Annotated in this window: 19 protein-coding genes; 18 read left to right on the forward strand and 1 reads right to left on the reverse strand. The window is 64.5% G+C overall.

From position 1 onward, the window contains the following. Window positions 1-2: 2 nt before the first annotated feature. On the forward strand, window positions 3-1,202 hold the full coding sequence (locus tag IC762_RS13650) for a CaiB/BaiF CoA transferase family protein (RefSeq protein WP_195789292.1): 1,200 nt from the start codon (window positions 3-5) through the stop codon (window positions 1,200-1,202). A gap of 91 nt (window positions 1,203-1,293) precedes the next feature. Further along, the gene (locus IC762_RS13655; RefSeq protein WP_195789293.1) at window positions 1,294-2,529 is read left to right on the forward strand and encodes a cytochrome P450; all 1,236 of its coding nucleotides are present in this window, start codon (window positions 1,294-1,296) and stop codon (window positions 2,527-2,529) included. A gap of 2 nt (window positions 2,530-2,531) precedes the next feature. Here IC762_RS13655 and IC762_RS13660 read toward each other — a convergent pair whose 3' ends face one another. Beyond that, window positions 2,532-3,026 carry a MarR family winged helix-turn-helix transcriptional regulator gene (locus tag IC762_RS13660; protein ID WP_195789294.1) on the reverse strand — a complete coding sequence of 165 codons (495 nt, stop codon included), beginning with the start codon at window positions 3,024-3,026 and terminating at the stop codon, window positions 2,532-2,534. A 204-nt stretch (window positions 3,027-3,230) separates the two neighbouring features. Here IC762_RS13660 and IC762_RS13665 point away from each other — a divergent pair, with 204 nt between their 5' ends. The 16 genes from IC762_RS13665 (at window position 3,231) to IC762_RS13740 (ending at window position 19,589) form a co-directional block, all read left to right on the forward strand. Further along, window positions 3,231-3,554, forward strand: a complete 324-nt coding sequence (locus IC762_RS13665) for a type II toxin-antitoxin system HicB family antitoxin (protein WP_195789295.1) — start codon at window positions 3,231-3,233, stop codon at window positions 3,552-3,554. Window positions 3,555-3,567: 13 nt separating this feature from the next. Then, entirely contained in the window at window positions 3,568-4,887 is a 1,320-nt protein-coding gene (locus IC762_RS13670) for a Rieske 2Fe-2S domain-containing protein (protein ID WP_195789296.1), read from the forward strand. 3 nt (window positions 4,888-4,890) lie between these two features. After that, window positions 4,891-5,853 carry a PDR/VanB family oxidoreductase gene (locus IC762_RS13675; protein ID WP_195789297.1) on the forward strand — a complete coding sequence of 321 codons (963 nt, stop codon included), beginning with the start codon at window positions 4,891-4,893 and terminating at the stop codon, window positions 5,851-5,853. A gap of 33 nt (window positions 5,854-5,886) precedes the next feature. Then, complete coding sequence (locus IC762_RS13680; RefSeq protein ID WP_195789298.1) at window positions 5,887-7,104, forward strand: ABC transporter substrate-binding protein; 1,218 nt, start codon at window positions 5,887-5,889, stop codon at window positions 7,102-7,104. Between the two features lie 38 nt (window positions 7,105-7,142). Continuing rightward, window positions 7,143-8,435 carry a CaiB/BaiF CoA transferase family protein gene (locus IC762_RS13685; RefSeq protein WP_195789299.1) on the forward strand — a complete coding sequence of 431 codons (1,293 nt, stop codon included), beginning with the start codon at window positions 7,143-7,145 and terminating at the stop codon, window positions 8,433-8,435. Further along, window positions 8,432-9,628 carry a thiolase C-terminal domain-containing protein gene (locus IC762_RS13690; protein ID WP_195789300.1) on the forward strand — a complete coding sequence of 399 codons (1,197 nt, stop codon included), beginning with the start codon at window positions 8,432-8,434 and terminating at the stop codon, window positions 9,626-9,628. The genes IC762_RS13685 and IC762_RS13690 overlap by 4 nt, the downstream gene beginning before the upstream one ends. Beyond that, window positions 9,625-10,083, forward strand: coding sequence for a Zn-ribbon domain-containing OB-fold protein (locus IC762_RS13695; protein ID WP_195789301.1), 459 nt, complete (start codon window positions 9,625-9,627; stop codon window positions 10,081-10,083). Before IC762_RS13690 ends, IC762_RS13695 begins: the two co-directional genes overlap by 4 nt. A gap of 305 nt (window positions 10,084-10,388) precedes the next feature. Further along, entirely contained in the window at window positions 10,389-11,543 is a 1,155-nt protein-coding gene (locus tag IC762_RS13700; RefSeq protein WP_210338437.1) for a transporter substrate-binding domain-containing protein, read from the forward strand. Continuing rightward, a complete protein-coding gene (locus tag IC762_RS13705) occupies window positions 11,540-12,181 on the forward strand; it encodes an ANTAR domain-containing response regulator (protein ID WP_195789302.1) in 642 nt (213 codons plus the stop codon). The genes IC762_RS13700 and IC762_RS13705 overlap by 4 nt, the downstream gene beginning before the upstream one ends. Window positions 12,182-12,308: 127 nt before the next feature. Further along, window positions 12,309-13,559, forward strand: coding sequence for a transporter substrate-binding domain-containing protein (locus IC762_RS13710; protein ID WP_195789303.1), 1,251 nt, complete (start codon window positions 12,309-12,311; stop codon window positions 13,557-13,559). A 90-nt stretch (window positions 13,560-13,649) separates the two neighbouring features. After that, window positions 13,650-14,519, forward strand: a complete 870-nt coding sequence (gene urtB, locus IC762_RS13715; RefSeq protein WP_195789304.1) for an urea ABC transporter permease subunit UrtB — start codon at window positions 13,650-13,652, stop codon at window positions 14,517-14,519. Between the two features lie 12 nt (window positions 14,520-14,531). Continuing rightward, a complete protein-coding gene (urtC, locus tag IC762_RS13720; protein WP_195789305.1) occupies window positions 14,532-15,671 on the forward strand; it encodes an urea ABC transporter permease subunit UrtC in 1,140 nt (379 codons plus the stop codon). Then, on the forward strand, window positions 15,668-16,420 hold the full coding sequence (urtD, locus tag IC762_RS13725) for an urea ABC transporter ATP-binding protein UrtD (protein WP_195789306.1): 753 nt from the start codon (window positions 15,668-15,670) through the stop codon (window positions 16,418-16,420). Before urtC ends, urtD begins: the two co-directional genes overlap by 4 nt. After that, window positions 16,413-17,105 (forward strand): urea ABC transporter ATP-binding subunit UrtE, encoded by a 693-nt coding sequence (gene urtE, locus IC762_RS13730; RefSeq protein ID WP_195789307.1) that lies wholly within the window; start codon window positions 16,413-16,415, stop codon window positions 17,103-17,105. The genes urtD and urtE overlap by 8 nt, the downstream gene beginning before the upstream one ends. A gap of 27 nt (window positions 17,106-17,132) precedes the next feature. Next, window positions 17,133-18,170: an aliphatic amidase gene (locus IC762_RS13735; RefSeq protein WP_195789308.1), complete on the forward strand. Its 1,038-nt coding sequence runs from the start codon at window positions 17,133-17,135 to the stop codon at window positions 18,168-18,170. A gap of 87 nt (window positions 18,171-18,257) precedes the next feature. Continuing rightward, window positions 18,258-19,589 carry a purine-cytosine permease family protein gene (locus tag IC762_RS13740; protein ID WP_195789309.1) on the forward strand — a complete coding sequence of 444 codons (1,332 nt, stop codon included), beginning with the start codon at window positions 18,258-18,260 and terminating at the stop codon, window positions 19,587-19,589. Window positions 19,590-19,617 lie beyond the last annotated feature (28 nt).

Below are 19,617 nucleotides of genomic sequence, written 5' to 3' on the forward strand. Positions count from 1 at the left end.
GGATGGACAAGAAAGCCACGGCGCCGCTCGAAGGCCTGCGCGTGCTCGATTTTTCGATCATGCTGGCGGGACCGTATTGCGCGCGGCTGCTTGCCGATGTCGGCGCCGACGTCATCAAGATCGAGCCGCCTGAGGGCGACGACATGCGGCTGCGGACCCCGCTGCGCGATGGCCACAGCACCTATTTCGGCCAGCTCAACGCCGGCAAGCGCAGCCTGGCGCTCGACCTCAAGAACGCCGACGCCATCAAGCTCGTGCATCAGCTGGTCGCGGAGACCGACATCCTGGTCGAGAATTTCCGCCCCGGCGTGATGGATCGCCTCGGGCTCGGCTATGAGGCGCTGCGCGTGATCAATCCGCGGCTGATCTATTGCTCGATCTCGGGCTACGGGCAGTCCGGCCCTGCTGCCGAGCGCGCGGCCTATGCCATGATCGTGCACGCCGAGAGCGGCCTCGATCAGTCGCTGGCGCGCTATGCCGGCGACCGGGAGCGGCCGGCGTCCGGCGCGATCTTCGTTGCCGACGTGCTTGGCGGTATCTTCGGCTATTCCGCGATCCAGACGGCCTTGGTTCAACGCACGCGCACCGGAGAGGGCCAACGGATCGACGTCGCGCTGATGGATTGCATGCTGAACCTGCTGGTCTACGAACTGCAGGAGGCGCAATTCCCGATCCGCGCGCCGCGGCCGACCTATGGCCCGGTCCGCACCCGCGACGGTGATATCCTGATCGCTCCGGTCACGCCGCGCAATTTTTCCGCGCTGTGCGAGGTGACGGGGCAGGCCGAACTGACCAGCGATCCCCGCTTTGCGACGATCCCGGCGCGCGGCGCCAACTGGACCGCCATGATGCAGGTGATCGAGAAATGGACTGAGCGGCACACGGTGCGCGAATGCATCGATGCACTCGATCGTGCCGGCGTTCCCTGCGCGGAATACCGGACACCAGGCGCGGCGCTGAGCGATCCGCATCTGGTGCAGCGCGGTGCCTTCGCGAAAGTGACGGATGGCGCCGGCGAGTTCGTCGGCGTCAATGCACCGTGGAAGATGTCGGCGGCGGATACGACAATCGGCAATGAAGTCCCGGCCATCGGCGCGCAGCGGGACGAGGTGTTGACGCGTGTGCTCGGCCTGTCCGGCGAGGCGATCGCGCGACTTGCCGAAACGGGAGCATTTGGAAGCCGCGGAGAGACGCGCCTGTAGCCGACACGGCAACTGGGTTGCCGCCGGCCGGTGCCGATCATGCGAGAGGTTGGAAGAACTGCATAAAACATAAATCATCGGGGAGGCCGGAATGCTTGACATCGCGTTGGACAATACGATTGCCGACCACAAGACCTACGGGAACGTCGACCTGCAGCATCGCATCTTTGCAGGCTTGCGGCGTGACGATCCGATCCATTGGACGCAGCCCGACGGCTACCGTCCATTCTGGACGATCGCCAGACATGCCGACATCATCGAGATCGAACGCCAGCCCGATCGCTTCATCAATGCGCCGCGCACCAAGCTGCTCAGCATCGAGTTCGAGAGCAAGGTGAGGGAAGCGATGAACGGCAGGCCCATGCTGGTCCGGGCGCTGCCGCAGATGGATAATCCTGATCACGCCAAGTATCAGAAGTTGACCCACGCCTGGTTCCAGCCGCGGCATATCCGGACCCTGGCGGAGCGCATGGAGGCGCTGGCCAAGGAAAGCGTCGACCGGCTGCTTGCGTTCGGCGGCGCATGCGACTTCTACAGCGAGATTGCGATCTACTATCCGTTGCGTGTCCTGATGACGATCCTCGGGCTGCCGCGCAGCGACGAGCAGCGTCTTCTGAAGATCACCCAGGCCTATTTCGGCGGCGGCGATCCCGAGATGCAGAAGGGATCGGATCTCATCGACGCCACCATCGCCTATGTCGACTATTTCAAGGACGTCGCACAGGAGCGCCGGCAGAATCCGAAGGACGACGTCGCGACGGTGGTGGCGACGTCGGAGATCGACGGCCGGCCGATCGAGGATTTCGAGGCGTATTCCTACTACATCGCGCTTGCGAGCGCCGGCCACGACACCACGAGTGCCACCATCGCGGGCGGATTGCTGGCGCTGATCGAGAACCCGGATTGGATCGACCGGCTACGCAACGATTCCGGCCTCGTGCCCGATGCGGCCGAGGAGATGGTGCGCTGGGTCTCGCCGGTCAAGCACTTCTTCCGGACCGCCGCCGTCGACTACGAGATTCGCGGCAAGACGATCAAGGCTGGCGACAGCCTGTTCATCAGCTATCCCTCGGGCAATCGCGACGAGGAGGCGTTCGATCGTCCCTTCGAATTCATTCCGGATCGCTCGCCCAATCGCCATCTCGGTTATGGCTACGGCATTCACGCCTGCATTGGCCGGCATCTGGCCAAGGCGGAGATCGTGGCGTTCTTCCGCGAGCTGGTCGGCCGCGTCGATCGGATCGAGCTTGCGGGCGAGCCGGCCTGGACCGAGACATCGTTCCTCGGCGGCGTGAAGCGCCTGCCGGTGCGCTGTCGCGCCAGGTAGCGTCAATCGTCCGCGGACGTGACCGGCGGCGGGGCCTTGGCGATCGCCAACAGGCATTTGAGGAAATGCGCGCGGTCTTCCTTGCGCAGCGGGGCGAGCATGACGTTCTGCAACTCGGCTGCGACCGGAACGACCGCCAGCAACGCTTCCTCGCCCTTGGCGGTGATCTGCACCTGGAGCGAGCGGCGATCGTCCGGATGGGTCTTCTTCGAGACCAGCCTGCGCTCGACCATCCGCTTCAGCATTTCGCTGAGCGTGTTGCGATCGCAACTGATACGATCTGCCAGCACGGAGGGGGTGAGGGCGCCCATCTGGTACAGCGCCATCAGCACGCCGAACTGGCGCGGCGTGATGTCGCTCTGACGCGTCATGCTCTGATAAAGCCCGTCGTAGCGGGCCTCCAGCAGCCGGATCAGAAATCCGATGCCGCCCTCGAGTTGCCAGTCGTGGGCAAGTTGCGCGGCTGCGTCTGCCTTCGTTGCCGTGTTGGCCGCCATGCCGTCGCTCGATCCCCGCGGTTGCAAGATTCGCATAGCCGTTAGCAGCTTGGATATTGGCTCTCAACCCCTTGGAAAGCCAGAAGGGCAGTAAGGTTTCAAGAACCGATGCAAACATGGCTCAGCCCTTGCCATCCGCAACGGCATATAGTACGTATACGTATCAATGACGATGCAAAGACATCGTTCCGAGGGAGGTTCGTCTTGGACCTGCGTGAGCTGTTGTCGATTCCCTATCTGCTCGAGGCGGAGGCGGTGGAAACCGCACCGGGCCAGTGGTTGATCCGTCTCGCCTATCCCGAGCTGCCGGGCTGTACCGCCGAAGCTGATGTCGTCGAGGATGCGCTGCGGAACCTCGAACGGCGCCGCATCGAGATCATCGTGGGCATGGTGGAGCAGGGCAAACAGCCTCCGATCCCGCGACAGCCGCTCACGGCATCCGACCCACTCTGGACCGCACAGGATCTCGGCCTGTCCCAGCGCATCGCCGCGCTGCTCGGCGGCGCGCGCCCAATGCCATCGAATTGAATGGAGGCACATCATGCTCTCGCACGAAGATAACGAACGCCTGGTGAGGGTCGGAAAGGGAACGCCGCTCGGCGAGCTGTTCCGCCTTTACTGGATTCCGTTCCTGCCGTCGGCTGATCTCACCAAGGACGGGCAGCCCAAACGCATCCGCCTTCTCGGCGAGGACCTTGTCGCCTTTCGCGACTCCGAGGATCGCGTCGGGCTGATCGACCAGGCCTGTCCGCACCGCGGTGCGCCGCTGGTGTTCGGGCGCAACGAGGATTGCGGCCTGCGCTGCGTCTATCACGGCTGGAAGTTCGATGTGACCGGCGCGGTGACCGACATGCCGGCGGAGCCGGCGCGCAGCCGGCTGAAGGAGCGGGTGCGGATCAAGGCCTATCCTTGTCGCGAGCGCAACGGGATGATCTGGACCTATATGGGCCCCGACCGGGCCGAGCTGCCGCCGCTGCCCAATGTCGAATGGAATCTGGTGCCGGAGGCGCAGGTGCACATCTCCGTCCGCGTTCAGGAGTGCAACTGGCTGCAGGCGGTCGAAGGCGAGATCGATTCGGCGCACGCGCCGCTGCTGCATGGCCGGCTCGACGCGCAGGGCACGACCAGCGCCTGGATCCAGAAGCGTGACCTGCGCCCGACCTTCGAATGCATCAAGCAGGATTTCGGCATGAGCATCGCGGCGCGGCGCAATTACGACGCCAACACGCTGTACTGGCGCGTCAACCAGTTCATGCTGCCGTTCTATACGCTGGTGCCGCCGCTGTCGCCGTTCCCCGATCTCAGCGGTCACGCCTGGGTGCCGATCGACGACGAGAACACGCTCTGCATCATGTTCTCCTATCATCCGTCGGAGCCGCTGTTGCCGAAGACGCGGCAGGTTTTTGCCGAAGGACACAAGGGCCGCGAGAGCGGCCACGCCAGCCGCCACGCGCTGGTGCAGCATCCGGTGACCGTGCCCTACGCGGGGTACTGGACCAAATACAATCCGCAGAACGGGTTTCAGTTCGACTACCAGGCGCAGCAGACCACCTGGTTCTCCGGCCTGCCGGGGCTCTGGGTGCAGGATGGCGCCTGCCAGAGCGGCGTCTCGCCGATCTTCGATCGCACCAGGGAGAATCTCTGTTCCAGCGACACGGGTATCGCGATGACGCGGCGCTTCATCCTGGAGGCGCTCGGCGCCTATCGCGATCACGGCACCAGGCCGAAGGGCGTGAGCGACCCCGATGTCTTCATGGTGCGGGCGGTGTCGCTGCGACTGCCGCCGGAGGATTCCTGGGTCGATGTCGGCGCCCCCTTCATGCGCGCCAGGCTCGGCGCGGATTTCGGATACGAGCTGTGAGCCATGGCTGAGCCGCTTCTCGAGCTCCGCGTCAAGCGCATCAGTTATGAGGCCGAGAGCATCAACTCCTATGAGCTGGTGTCGCCGACTGGTTCCGATCTCGCTGCCTTCACTGCCGGCAGCCATATCGATCTTCATCTAAGCGGCGGCATGATCCGCAGCTACTCGCTGGTGAACGACCAGCGCGAACGGCATCGCTACCTCATTGCGGTCAACAAGGACGCGAAGGGCCGCGGTGGCTCCCGCCTGGTCCATGACACTCTCAGGGTGGGCGATATCATCGCGGTATCGCCGCCGCGGAACAATTTTGCGCTTCACGAGGACGCCGAGCTCACGGTCCTGGTCGCGGGCGGGATCGGGATCACGCCGCTGCTCTCGATGATCCGCCGGCTCGAGACATTGGGGCGCGCATGGAAGCTGTTCTACGCCGCGCGGACGCAGGCCGCCGCGGCATTCATCGACGAGCTCAGCGCGCTGCGACCGAACGTCCACGCCAACCTGCATCTGGATTTCGACGATCAGCGCTCAGGCGGCGTGTTCGATCTTGCCGGCATCGTGAACAACACGCCGGCGCATGCGCATCTCTATTGCTGCGGGCCCGTGCCGATGCTCGCAGCCTTTGAGGCGGCAACGGCCGATCGCCCCACCGGCCACGTACATGTCGAGTATTTCCAGGCCAGGGAAGCGCCTGCGACCGACGGAGGATTCGAGGTCAGGCTGGCGCGCAGCGGCCGCACCATCGCAATTCGGCCTGGCAAGACCATCCTCGATGCGCTGCTGGAAGCCGGAATAGCCGCAAACTACGCCTGCACGGAAGGCGTCTGCGGCACCTGCGAGACCCGCGTGATCGACGGCATTCCCGACCATCGCGACCAGTTCCTGAGCAAGGACGAGCAGGCGGCGAACACCAGCATCATGATCTGCTGTTCGGGATCGAAATCGCGTTCGCTGGTGCTGGATCTCTGAAGACAAAACAACATCGATATGGGGCGGAAACACATGAAACTCCTTTCTTGCATTCTCGGAGCCTCTCTCGCCGTTGCGACGTGCTCGACGGTGCTTGCCGAGCCGCGCGCGATAAAGATCGGCGTGCTCAACGACGCCTCGGGTCCGTATTCGGACAACGCCGGCGAAGGTTCGGTGACAGCGGCCAGGATGGCGGCCGAGGACTTCATGCGACAGCATCCGGACTTCAAGGTCGAGATCATCTCGGCCGATCACCAGAACAAGGCGGATGTCGGCGCGGCGATTGCGCGGCGCTGGGTCGAGCAGGAAAAGGTCGACGCGGTGGCCGACGTGCCCAACTCGGCTGTCGGTCTCGCCGTCAACGAGGTCGTTCGCGGCGGCAAGGCGGCGCTGATCGCCTCCAGCGCGGCCTCGTCGGATCTGACCGGCAAATATTGTTCGCCCAACACGATCCAATGGACCTTCGACACCTGGGCGGCCTCGCACACGCTCGGCAGCTATCTGGTGCGTCACGGCGGCAGGAAGTGGTACTTCATCGCGACCGACAACGCGCTCGGCAAATCGATGGTGCGCGACGGCACCGCGGTGATCGGCGCGGGCGGTGGCACCGTGCTCGGCTCGGTCAATGTGCCGATCAACAATGCGGACTATGCCTCGTTCATCCTGCAAGCGGACTCCTCGGGCGCCGATGTGATCGCCTTCGCGACCGCCGGCGGCGACACGGTGAGCCTGATCAAGCAGTCCGCCGAGTTCGGGCTGAAGCAGAACGGCCGGACCTTCGCCGCGCTGCTGACCACCACCAACGACGTCGAAGCCAGCGGGCTTGCGGTCGGGCAGGGACTCGTGATCACCCAGCCGTTCTATTGGGACCTGAACGACGCCAGCCGCGCCTGGTCGGCGAAATTCACGGAGCGGCAGCACGGCCAATCGCCGACCGCGTTCCACGCCGGCGTGTATTCGTCGGTATCAGCCTATCTCAACGCGGCGCTGGCAGCGGGAACCAACGACGCCCAGCCGGTGATCGCGAAGCTGAAGGAAAAGCCGATCGATGACGCGCTGTTCGGTCCCGTCGTCGTCCGCGCCGACGGCCGTGCCATCCACAACATGTATATCCTGAAAGTTAAGGACCCGAAGTCGTCGAAGAGCAAGTGGGACATTCTGGAGAATGTCGGCGTGCTCAGCGGACCGGAGGCGTTCCGGCCGGTCGATCAGGGCGGATGCGCGCTCGTCGAGCAGTCGAAGAGCAACTGACGCGCGGTGCAGCGGAAAGACAGCCAGTAGGTAGAGACATGTTGGACAAGATCGAAACAGACTTTCCGGCGCACACGCCGCGTCCCTCCAATGCGCCGCGGGCGCTAGAAGGGATACGGGTGGTCGATTTCTCGCATTTCATCGCCGGTCCGTTTGCGACGATGATCCTGGCCGACATGGGGGCCGATGTCATCAAGGTGGAAACGCCCGGCCGCGGTGACGATCTCCGCCGCTATCCGCCACTGCATGCCGAGCTCAAGCACGGTGCGCCGTTCCTGTGGACCAACCGCAACAAGCGCAGCGTCGCGCTCGACCTCAAATCGCCCGAGGGCGTTGCGGTGGCGCGTGACCTGATCGCGACCGCCGACGTCGTGGTCGAGAATTTTTCGACCGGCGTCATGGCGCGGTTCGGGTTGGATTATGAAGCCTGTCGCAAGATCAAGCCTGATCTCGTCTACTGCTCGGTGTCGGCCTATGGCCGCGAAGGCTCGTTCGCCGACCGGCTCGGTTTCGACCCGATTGCGCAGGTCGAGAGCGGCTTCGTCTCGATGAACGGCTATGCCGACCGCGAAGGCGTGCGCGCGCTGTCGCCGGTGATGGACATCTCGACCGCGATGATGGCCTGCAACGCCATCCTCGGCGCGCTGGTCTCGCGCGAGCGGGGCGGCCCGGGCCAGCAGGTCGAGGTCTCCTTGTTCGACAACGCGGTGCTGATGACCGGCTATGCCACGATGCAGCATCTGTTCAGCGGCATGGATCCGCAGCGGCATGGCAACACCAGCCCGGACACCTGTCCGTCCGGCGTGTTCCAGGCGAAAGACTGCACCTTCTATATCAACTGCGGCAACGACAAGATCTTTCAGCGCCTGATGGCGCAGGTGATCGAACGCGCCGATCTGGCGGAGGCAGCGATCTATGCGACAGGCCCCGAGCGGATCCGCCGCCGCGACGAGCTGTTCGCAATCCTCGGCGAGGTCTTCGCGCAACAGCCATGGTCGCACTGGCAAGCGCGGATGCGCGCAGCCGGCGTTCCCTGCGGCCAGGTCCGCACCGTCGGCGAAGCGATCCGCTCGCCGGAGGCGAGGGAACGCGGGATCGTCACCCGCATTCCACACGACACCGTGGGTTGGGTGCCGAACGTGAACCTGCCGATCCGCTATTCAGCGACGCCGATCGTCGATCCCGTCGCGGCACCTGCGGTTGGCCAGCACACGGAGCGCGTGCTGCGTGAGCTGCTCGGCTATGACGAGGCGCGTCTGACACAGCTTGCGCAGGCGGGGGCGTTCGGCGATGCTGCGGCCGTTGCATCGCGACGGGAGGCCAAGGCATGAGCGCGCGGGCGAGACACGAGCGCACGCTGAGAGGCCGCGTCGCCGTCGTCGGCATCGGCGAGACCGACTATTACCGGCACGGCGGTTCGCCCGACGCGGAGTTCAAGCTTGCGCTCAAGGCGATCCTGGCGGCCTGCGAGGACGCCGGCCTCGACCCGCGCGAGATCGACGGCTTCTCGTCCTACAGCGAGGATCGCAGCGAGGCCTCGCGGCTGGCCGCCGCATTGGGGACGTACAGGTTGCGGACCGCAACGATGCAGTGGGGCGGCGGAGGCGGCGGCTGCTGCGCGGCGGTCGGCAACGCGGCGGCCGCGATCGTCGCCGGCCTTGCCGATTGCGTCGTCGTGTTCCGCTCGCTGGCGCAAGGCCAGTATGGCCGCTTCGGACAGACGACCGGGCTCAACACCGTCTCGGGCGAACGCGCTTATCTGATGCCGTACGGCGTGCTGGCGCCGCCGCAACGCTTTGCGATGCGGGTGACCCGCTATATGCACGAGCATGGCGTCCGGCAGGAGGCCCTGCGCGCGATCGCGCTGGCATCCTATCGGCACGCGCAGGCCAATCCGCGCGCGGTGATGTATGGCCGGCCGCTCGATGTTGCCAAATACGAAGCGTCGCGCTGGATCGTGGAGCCGTTCCATCTCTACGATTGCTGCATGGAGAACGACGGTGCCGCGGCGATTGTGCTCGTCGCCGAGGAGCGCGCCAAAGACTTCAAGCACAAGCCGGCCTATCTGCTCGGGGCCGCCATGGGCTCCGGCCATCGCGCGGCGGCGACCGCGCACAACTCGCCGCTTTACGCGACCTCCAGCTTCGACACGGTCGCGCCGGATCTTTATCGCATGGCCGGCGTCGGGCCGTCCGATGTCGGCGTGGTCCAGGCCTATGAGAACTTCACCGGCGGCGTCGTGATGGCGCTGGCCGAGCACGGCTTCTTCAAGCCGGAGGAGGCCAACGACTTTTTGACCGTCGAGAACCTGACCGCGCCATCCGGGCGGCTGCCGCTCAACACCAGCGGCGGCAACCTCGCCGATTGCTACATGCACGGCTTCGAGCTCGTGGTCGAAGCAGTCCGCCAGGTGCGCGGCACGTCGACCAGCCAGGCAAAACGAAGCGATGTCGCGATGGTCATCGGTGGCCCGATGGTGACGCCGGCGTCCAATCTCCTTCTCGGCTCGGAGGCTGTGCTATGAGCAAGACCGCGAGCTCGCACTATCTTCCTGCCGGGCTGCCTGGTCCGGCCGCCGAGACCGATGGCCTGTCGACGCCCTATTGGAGCGGCTTGCGTGAGAATCGTCTGCGCGTGCAGCGCTGCAACCGCTGCCAAACCTGGCAGTTCGGGCCGGAGTGGATCTGCCACCACTGCCACGCCTTCGATCCCGGATGGATCGAGGTCGAGCCGGTCGGCCGCATCTTCAGCTGGGAGCGCGTCTGGCATCCGTCGCACGCGGCGCTGAAGCAGCACGGACCCTACATCGCGGTGCTGGTCGAATTGCCGCACGCCGGCGGCGTCCGCATGGTCGGCAACCTGATCGGCGATCCCTTACAGGATGTCATCATCGGCGCCGATGTCGAAGGTGTTTTTGAGCACCATGCCGATGCGGATCCAGCATTTTCACTGCTGCAATGGCGCCTCCGCGCCAGCTGACAGGCGGGAGCGCGATCACGGGGATGCACGCTTGCGCGCGGGCTCCAGCGCACGATGCCTGCTTCGGACTTGCTATCGATGCGCGAACTGGTCGGATCGTCTACCTGAACTAGACGAATAGCGACGCGCCTGCGGTTGTCCGCGTTCCTCTAAGGTGCGTCTGCCTTCCTTTTCGCCACCGGCGCACATTGTTCAGTCCTTGTGCATCGGCAGACGCCGTGCAATTCTCCGCGGCCGGCAACCCAGTCGAGAGCAACAAGAACAACAATCACTCTCGTCCCTCCTGCGATGTTGAGGGCTTGATCATGTCGAACCTTGCAGAGACGACGTCCGCGCCATGGCGGATCGGAGTGCTGTTTTCGCGGACCGGCTTCATGTCGGTCATCGAGGAAACCCAATATCAGGGCACGCAACTCGCGATCGAGGAGGTCAACGACGCCGGCGGCGTGTGCGGCCGCGAGCTGGTTCCATTCGCCTACGATCCCGGTTCAGACTCATCGGCCTATGGCCACTACGCGAAGCGGCTGATGATCGAGGACCAGGTCAGCACGATCTTCGGCTGCTACACCTCGTCGAGCCGCAAGGCGGTGCTGCCGGTCGTCGAGCGGTTGAACGGTCTGCTCTGGTATCCGACCCTCTACGAGGGTTTCGAGGCCTCGCCCAACGTCATCTACACCGGCGCATCGCCGAACCAGAACAGCCTCGCGCTGTGCCGCTACCTGATGGATAGCTTCGGCAAGCGGTTCTATTTCGTCGGCTCCGATTACATCTATCCGCGCGAGTCGAACCGCGTGATGCGCGAATTGCTCAAGGCCAATGGCGGTTCGGTGGTCGGCGAGCGCTACGTCAACGTCTACGCCCGCTGGCAGGATTTCCTGCCGATCATCCAGGACATCAAGCGACTGCGGCCCGACGTGATCTTTTCCACCGTGGTCGGGGAGGGCACGGTGTTCCTCTATCAAGCCTATGCCAATGTCGGGCTCGATCCCAGGCAGATGCCGATCGCGAGCCTGACCACCACGGAGGCCGAGATCGCGGCGATGGGTTTCGACGTCGGCGAGGGGCACATCACGGCGGCATCCTACTTCCAGGGCATCGAAGGCAGCGCCAACGAGGCGTTCGTGCAGCGTTTCAAGAAGCGGTTCGGCGACGGTGTCTCGACCAATATGTGCGCCGAAGCGTCGTACTTCCAGTTGCGTTTATTCGCCAAGGCGCTCGAGCAGGTCAACACGCTCGACACCGAGGTGTTGCGCTCGATGGTGTTCGGCTCGAGCTTCGAGGCGCCGCAGGGCGCGGTCACCGTCAACCCGATGTCGGGCCATACCGACTTGTGGACCCGCATCGGGCGTGCCAATCATGATGGACAGTTCGATGTCGTGCGCCAGTCCAAGGAAGCGGTGCATGCGGATCCGTTCTTGATCGGCTATGGTCGCGCAACGCAAACGGGAAGCGTCCAATGAACGAGATTTCGCGTAAGCCGTCCGCCAGCCGCGAGATGGGTGGACGGAAGACCATGGTGCAGGAGCTTGCCGATCTGTCGGCGGTCGTGGTCGCCCCGGTCGACGATCAGACCGGGATGTTGCTGCGCGAGCTGCAGCGCTTCCGGATGCGGGTCCGCCAGGTGTGGCCGATGCCGGAGAGCGTGCCGGCCGATGCCGACGTGGTGTACTGCGAGTACTCGCCCGACCTGGCGCGGCGGCTGCCGTGGATTCCCGGCGACGCGCGCTCTGCGCTGGTCGTCATCCTGCCGGTCACGGAAGCCATTCACGCCGACGCGCTGTGCAACGCGACGCCGAATGCGATCCTGCCGCGGCCGTTCACGCCGAACGCGGTGCTGTCGAGCCTCGTGCTGGCGCGCAGCCAATATGGCTACGAGCGGCGGCTGCGCAGCAAGATCGAGAAGCTCGACGACAATTTGCGCTCGATGCGCACGGTGGAACGCGCCAAGGCCATCCTGATGGCGACGCGGCAGATGCCGGAGACCGAGGCCTATGGCTTCATCCGGCGGCAGGCGATGGATCGTCGCGTGTCGGCGAGCGCGGTCGCTGCGGCGATTGTTGACTCGTTCGAACTGCTTGGCTACGATCATCAACAGTAAGCCCCAATAGCGGGGCCGGCGGCGACAGCGCCGCCTTCGACACAACCGGCAACAAAGCCCTCCCAATGCTCGCGTCAGCGCGCATCGGGAGGGCTTTTTGTTTTTTCAGTCCTGAAGGGAGCGAGGGATGAGCATTACGAGGCGGAAGTTACTGAGAAATACGGCGGCGTTCGGCGCCTTCACCGGCGCCGGCTTTCCGCACATCTGGATCAAGAATGCCGATCTTGCCCAGGCGGCCGGCGGCGAGATCAAGGTCGGCGTGCTGTTCTCGCTGACGGGAACGACCGCGATCATCGAGGAATCCCTCAACAAGGCGACGTTGCTGGCGATCGAGGAGATCAACGCGGCCGGCGGCATCAAGGGCAGCAAGATCGTGCCGATCGTCGAGGATCCCGCCTCCGATCCCGCGACTTTCTCGGAGAAGGCGCGCAAGCTCGTCGTCGGCGACAAATGCGTCAGCGTGTTCGGTTCCTACACCTCGGCGAGCCGCAAGGCGGTGCTGCCGGTGTTCGAGCGGCAGAACAATCTCTATTGGTATCCGACGCTCTACGAAGGCCGCGAGTGCTCGAAAAACGTCATCTACACCGGCGCGGTGCCGAACCAGCAGCAGGATGAGTTCGTGCCCTGGCTGGTCAAGAAATTCGGCAAGAAGTTCTACCTGATCGGCTCGAACTACATCTATCCGAAGGAAGAGAACAACTACTGCAAGAAGCTGTTGGAGAAGCTCGGCGGCGAAGTCGTCGCCGAGGAGTATGTGCCGCTCGGCCACTCCGAATTCTCGTCCGTCATCAACAAGATCCGCTCGACCCAGCCGAACGTGATCTTCTCTACCGTGGTCGGCGATTCCGTCGTCGCGCTGCATCGCCAGTATCGCGCCGCCGGCCTCGATCCGGAGAAGATGCCGATGGCGAGCCTGACCACGTCCGAGAACGAGGTCGCGGCGATGGGCGGCGAGGCCGCCGCCGGCCACTTCACCTCGGCGCCGTACTTCATGGTGCACAAGTCGCCGGAGAACGAAAAATTCGTCGAGGCCTACAAGAAGCGCTGGGGCGCCGACAAGGTCACGCATTTCGTGTCGGAGGCCTGCTACTTCCAGACCTACCTGTTCAAGCAGGCGGTCGAGAAGCTCGCGACCAGCGACATCACTCCGCCGAACATCCGCGACGCCGTGAAGGGCGAGGAGACCATCGCGCCGCAGGGTAAGGTCCGGATCGAGCCGGAGAATCTTCACACCTGGCTGTGGCCGAAGATCGCGCAGGCCAAGTCGAACGGCCAGTTCGAGATCCTCGTCGAGACCAAGGAATGGCTGAAGCCGGTGCCCTACGCGGCCTATCCCGGGCAGTCCTGCACCGAAAAGGGCCTGGTCGAGAAGAGCTGACGACGGGGGCCGACGAAGGCCGTCGGCGTGCGGCGCCGGCGGCCATCGCCCAGCGATCATCGGACGAACGGATCACAAGCGGAACTTGGCGTGGACCAATTCATCGAACAGATCATCACGGGCCTCAGCATCGGCTCGATCCTGCTGTTGGTCGCGCTCGGGCTGTCGATCATCTACGGGTCGATGGGCATCATCAATCTCGCCCATGGCGAGTTCGTGATGCTCGGCGCTTACGCGGCCTGGGTGTTTCACACCTATTTCGGGCTCGGTCTGCTGGCGAGCCTGGTTCCGATCTTCCTCGTGGTCGCGGCATTCGGCTGGGTGATCGAGCGCTTCGTATTAAGCTTGCTCAACAACCGGCCGCTGGACACGATCCTCGCGACCTGGGGCGTCGGCATCATGCTGCAGCAGGGGGTGCGGCTGATGGTCGGCAGCGAATTGCGCTACGTGCAATTGCCGCCGGCGCTGTCCGGCAGCATGGACGTGCTCGGCCTGTCGGTGTCGTCCTATCGGGTGTTCCTGTTCGTCATCTCGATCGCGCTGTTCGCGGCAACCTGGTTGCTGATGAACCGCACCACGGTCGGGATGAAGCTGCGCGCCATCATTCAGGATCGTTCGGTCGCGGCGTCGTTCGGCATCAACGCCAAGCGGGTCTACGCGCTGACCTTTGCATACGGTGCCGGGCTCGCGGGCCTTGCCGGGGCGCTGGTGTCGCCGCTGAAAAGCGTGTCGCCCGACATGGGCACCGGCTATGTCGTCGACGCCTTCATGGTGGTGGTGCTCGGCGGCGTGCAGAGCCTTGCCGGCACGGTGGCGAGTGCCTTCATCCTCGGCGAGCTCTCCGGCGGCATCGCCTTCCTGCAGAACGACACGGTGGCCAAGGCGATCGTGCTGCTCGCCATCGTCGTCCTCATCCGTTTCCGCCCGGAAGGGCTGTTCACCGCACGCGTGCGGGCCTGAGATCGCCGCTTCATGTCATCGAACGTCTCCACATCAAACGGATTGCAGCGGCTGACGGTGCAGCTCGCGCCGCTGCTCGTCGTCTGCGCGCTGGTGTTTGCGCTGCCGTTGCTGCTCAACAACGATTTCCTGCTCAACAAGGTCGCGCGCTATCTGGTGCTCGGCATCCTCACGATCTCGCTCGGCCTGTCCTGGGGATTCGGCGGCATCCTCAATCTCGGCCAGGCCATGAGCTTCGGGCTCGGCTCCTACGCGATGGCGATGGCGTTGAAGCTCAAGACCGTTCCGGTGCATACGGGGGCGAGCGGGCTGCCGGACTTCATGGTCTGGAACAATGTCCCGCAGCTGCCGTGGTTCTGGGTGCCGTTCCGCTCGCTGAGCTTTGCGATCGCCGCCGGCATGATCGTGCCGGCGCTGGTCGCGGCGGCACTCGGCTGGTTCATGTTCCGCGGTCGTGTCACCGGCGTCTACGTCTCGATCATCACGCTCGCCACCATGGTGGTGCTCAACCTCGTGATCATCGACCAGCAGAGCTACACCGGCGGCTTCAACGGCATCACCGATCTCGCCCAGCTCGAGATTTTCGGCGTCGCCTTCGATGCCTATGGCCGCGCCACCTACTATCTCGTCGCTGGCTGCGTGCTGCTCAGCCTGCTGGTCGCCTTTGCCTTCACGAAGTCGCGGGCCGGCCTGATCGTGCAGGCGATCCGCGACCATGAGAGCCGGGTGCGCTATTTCGGCTACGACGTCGCGCTCTACCAGATTTTCGTGTTCGCGCTGTCGGCGGCGATCGCGGGGCTTGCCGGCATGCTCTACACGGTGGTGATGGAGTTTGCCTCGCCGACCTTCCTCGGCGTGCAGTTGTCGCTCTCGGTCGTGGTGTGGTGCGCGGTGGGCGGCCGGCAGAGCCTGGTCGGCGCTTTCCTCGGTGCTGTGCTGGTGGCGGGCATGCAGGGCGCGCTGTCGGAATCCGCCGCGTTCCTGGAGACCTGGACGCTGGTGATGGGCGCACTGTTCGTGCTCGTGGTGCTGTTCCTGCCCAAAGGATTGGCCGGCCTCGCGCAGGCCGCGCTGCGCTGGATGGTGCAGCGCCGGCAGGCCGCGGGCGCGGGCGTTGCGCAGGGCGTCGGCCAGACGGAGGGCAGCACATGACCTCCCATCTCGATCTGCGCGACGTCTCGGTGAGCTTCAACGGTTTCAAGGCGCTCAACGCGCTGAACATGAGCGTTCGCAAGGGCGAATTGCGCTGCCTGATCGGGCCGAACGGCGCCGGCAAGACGACCGCGCTCGACATCATCTGCGGCAAGGTCAAGCCGACCGCCGGCACCGTGACATTCGACGGCACCGCGCTGCAGGATCTCGAGGAATACGAGATCGCCCGCGCCGGTGTCGGCCGCAAGTTCCAGGTGCCGAGCGTGTTTCGCGAGCTCACCGTCAGCGAAAATCTCGAAGTGGCGCGGGCCCGTCACACCAGCGTGCTCGGCAATCTGCGCTGGGATGTCCGGAATTCCGGGCGTGAGCCGGTCCAGCGTCTCGCCGAGCTGGTCGGGCTGACCGAACAGCTCGACCGGCCGGCCGCCTATCTCTCGCATGGCCAGACCCAGTGGCTAGAGATCGGCATGCTGGTCGCGCAGGACGCCGAGCTGATCCTGATGGATGAACCCACCGCCGGCATGACGGCGCAGGAGACCCGCAAGACCGCCGAACTGTTCGCGCGGCTGAAGGGACGGCACACCCTGATTGTGGTCGAGCACGACATGGGTTTCGTCAAGGCGATCGGCGACATCATTTCGGTGATGCATATGGGCCAGATGCTCGCCGAGGGCACGGCGGCGGAGGTGGAGGCGCATCCCGAAGTGCGCCGCGCCTACCTCGGATCGGGAGGCATCAGCCATGCTTGAGCTGACCGATATCGACGCCTTCTACGGCAACAGCCGCGCCTTGCAGGGCATCAACCTCACGGTCGGCGGCGGCGAATTCCTCGCGGTGCTCGGCCGCAACGGTGTCGGCAAGACCACGCTGATGCGCAGCATCCTCGGGCTGATGGACCGCGTGACAGGGCGGCTGTCGCTCGACGGCAACGACATCTCTCCTCTACGGACCTATCAGCGCGCCAAGGCCGGCATCGCCTATGTGCCGCAGGGCCGCGGCATCCTGCCGCGCTTCACCGTGCGCGAGAACCTGACGCTCGGCACCTTCGCCGCGCGGTCGCCGAACGGCATCGAGGAGTGGGTGCTCGAGCTGTTTCCGGTGCTCAAGGAGTTCCTCAACCGCCACGGCGGCAATCTGTCCGGCGGCCAGCAGCAGCAGCTTGCGATCGCGCGCGCCCTGCTGGCGCAGCCGAAAGTCATCCTGCTCGACGAGCCGACCGAAGGCATTCAGCCGAATATCGTCGAGCAGATCGAGGACGTGATCGTCAAGCTCAACCGCGAGCGCGGCATCACGGTCGTTCTCGTCGAGCAGAACGTCACGTTCGCACGGCGCGCGTCACACCGCTTCGCATTGCTCGAAAAGGGTCGCGTGGTCGCCAAGGGCGCGATCGGCGAACTCACCGATGATCTCATCCAGCTGCACATGGCGGTGTAGCCAGCTTTCACTGAAGGGAGTCGAAACATGCTGCATGGTGATATTTCTTCCAGCAAGGACACGGTCGGCGTCGCCGTGGTCAATTACAAGATGCCGCGGCTGCACACCAAGGCCGAGGTGCTGGACAACGCGCGCAACATCGCCAAGATGGTCGAGGGCATGAAGCTCGGCCTGCCGGGCATGGACCTCGTGATCTTCCCGGAATATTCCACCCACGGCATCATGTACGACTCCAAGGAGATGTACGAGACCGCGTCGTCGGTGCCGGGCGAGGAAACCCGCATCTTCGCCGACGCCTGCCGCAAGGCCAACGTCTGGGGCGTGTTCTCGCTGACCGGCGAGCGCCACGAGGAGCACCCGAACAAGGCGCCCTACAACACGCTGATCCTGATGAACGACAAGGGCGAGATCGTGCAGAAGTATCGCAAGATCATGCCCTGGGTGCCGATCGAGGGCTGGTATCCCGGCGACTGCACCTACGTCTCGGACGGGCCGAAGGGGCTGAAGATCAGCCTGATCATCTGCGACGACGGCAACTATCCGGAGATCTGGCGCGATTGCGCGATGCGCGGCGCCGAGCTGATCATCCGCTGCCAGGGCTACATGTATCCGGCCAAGGAGCAGCAGATCCAGATATCGAAGTCGATGGCCTGGGCCAACAACTGCTACGTCGCGGTCGCCAACGCCTCCGGCTTCGACGGCGTCTACTCCTATTTCGGCCATTCGGCGCTGATCGGCTTCGACGGCCGCACGCTCGGCGAATGCGGCACCGAGGAGAACGGCATCCAGTATGCGCAGCTTTCGGTGTCGCTGATCCGCGATGCCCGCCGCAACATGCAGTCGCAGAACCATCTCTTCAAGCTGATGCATCGCGGCTACACCGGCCTGATCAACTCCGGCGAGGGCGACCGCGGCCACGCGGTCTGCCCCTACACGTTCTACAAGAACTGGATCACGGATCCTGAAGGCACGCGGGAGATGGTCGAGGCCATGACGCGTCCGACCGTCGGCACCGACGAATGCCCGATCGAAGGCATTCCGAACCAGAAGGTAGCGCATCGCTGACCGAAGCGAGCTGCGTCGGCGCCCGATTCCGCGCCGGCGCAGGTCGATGCGATCGTCGGAACATTTTGCACGGACATTGGGGGTATCATGAGTGGTCAATTGAATAGCGACGCGGTTCATCCGGCCGAGGGACAGATCGACGATCTTCTCGGCCATGAATTCGAGCACGAAGCCGTGCCGATGAACGCCCGGCGCAGCGCGTTCTCGGTCACGATGGTGTGGCTGGGTTTTCCGATGATCATCACCGGCGCGATGACGGGATCGCTGCTGGTTCTTGGAATGGGGTTCAAGAACGCGCTGGTGGCGATGATTCTCGGCAATCTGATCATGTTCGCCTATGTCGGCGCGCTCGGCCTGATCGGCACGCGGCGCGGCATGAACTTCGCCCTGATCGCTAGCATCGTGTTCGGGAAGAAGGGCTACGTGCTGGCATCCGGTCTGCTGTCGACCCTGCTGCTCGGCTGGTACGCCGTGCAGACCGGCATTACCGGCGCCTTGATCTCCTCGACTTACGGCCTCAATTATGTGGCGATGACTGTGGTCGCGGGCATTCTCTACATCGGGATCACCTTCGTCGGGGTGAGGGGCCTGCACTGGATCGGGCTGGCATCGGTGCCGCTGTTCGTCGTGCTCGGTCTCTTTGTCGCGACCGACGCAGCCTCGACGACGACAGCGGCGGCGATCTTCGCCTATCCCGGCAACAACGGCGCGGCCAGCATGTCGATGGGCGTCGGGCTGACGGTCGTGCTCGCGTTGTTCATCGACGCCGGTACGGTGACCGCGGACTTCAATCGCTGGGCGCCGAGTGCGCGCGCCTCGCTCGTCGCCACGTTCAGCGCGTTTCCGTTCGCCAATCTGGTGGCGATGCTGGTCGGCGGCGTGATGACCGCGGCGCTGGCCGTGCCGAACGCCAATCCGTTCGGCGTCGACAACATGTTCGGCTATATGAACGGCAAGCAGATGACCTGGCTGAGCATTCTCGCCTTCGTCTTCCTCTACACCAATCTCGGCTCGGTCTGCTCGCACTGCCTGTACAATGCGGCCACGGGGTGGTCGCGCATTCTCGGCACCAACATGCGATTGATGGCGGTGGTGCTCGGCGCGCTCGGCATCGTCGTCGCCGCAGGGAATGTCTGGGCCTTCTTCATCCAATGGCTGTCGCTGCTCGGCATCCTGGTGCCGCCGATCGGTGCGATCATCCTGGTCGATCAGTATCTGCTCCGCGCCGACGCGCAGGCCGATGTCGACTGGCGGGCCAAGCCCTTCGTTGCGTGGGGCATCGGGTCGCTCTGCGCCTTCGCGGTTGAAAATCTGATGCCGGGGTTGTCCACTGCGGTGTCCGCGGCGCTCGTCGCCGGTATCGTGTATCTGGTGATCGCGCGGGAGCCCTCCGCGCAGAAGGTCGCGCGTGCGGCCTGAGCGACGCGCCTGAGCAAGCAAGGAGCCA

Source organism: Bradyrhizobium genosp. L (assembly GCF_015624485.1).
Taxonomy (GTDB): Bacteria; Pseudomonadota; Alphaproteobacteria; order Rhizobiales; family Xanthobacteraceae; genus Bradyrhizobium.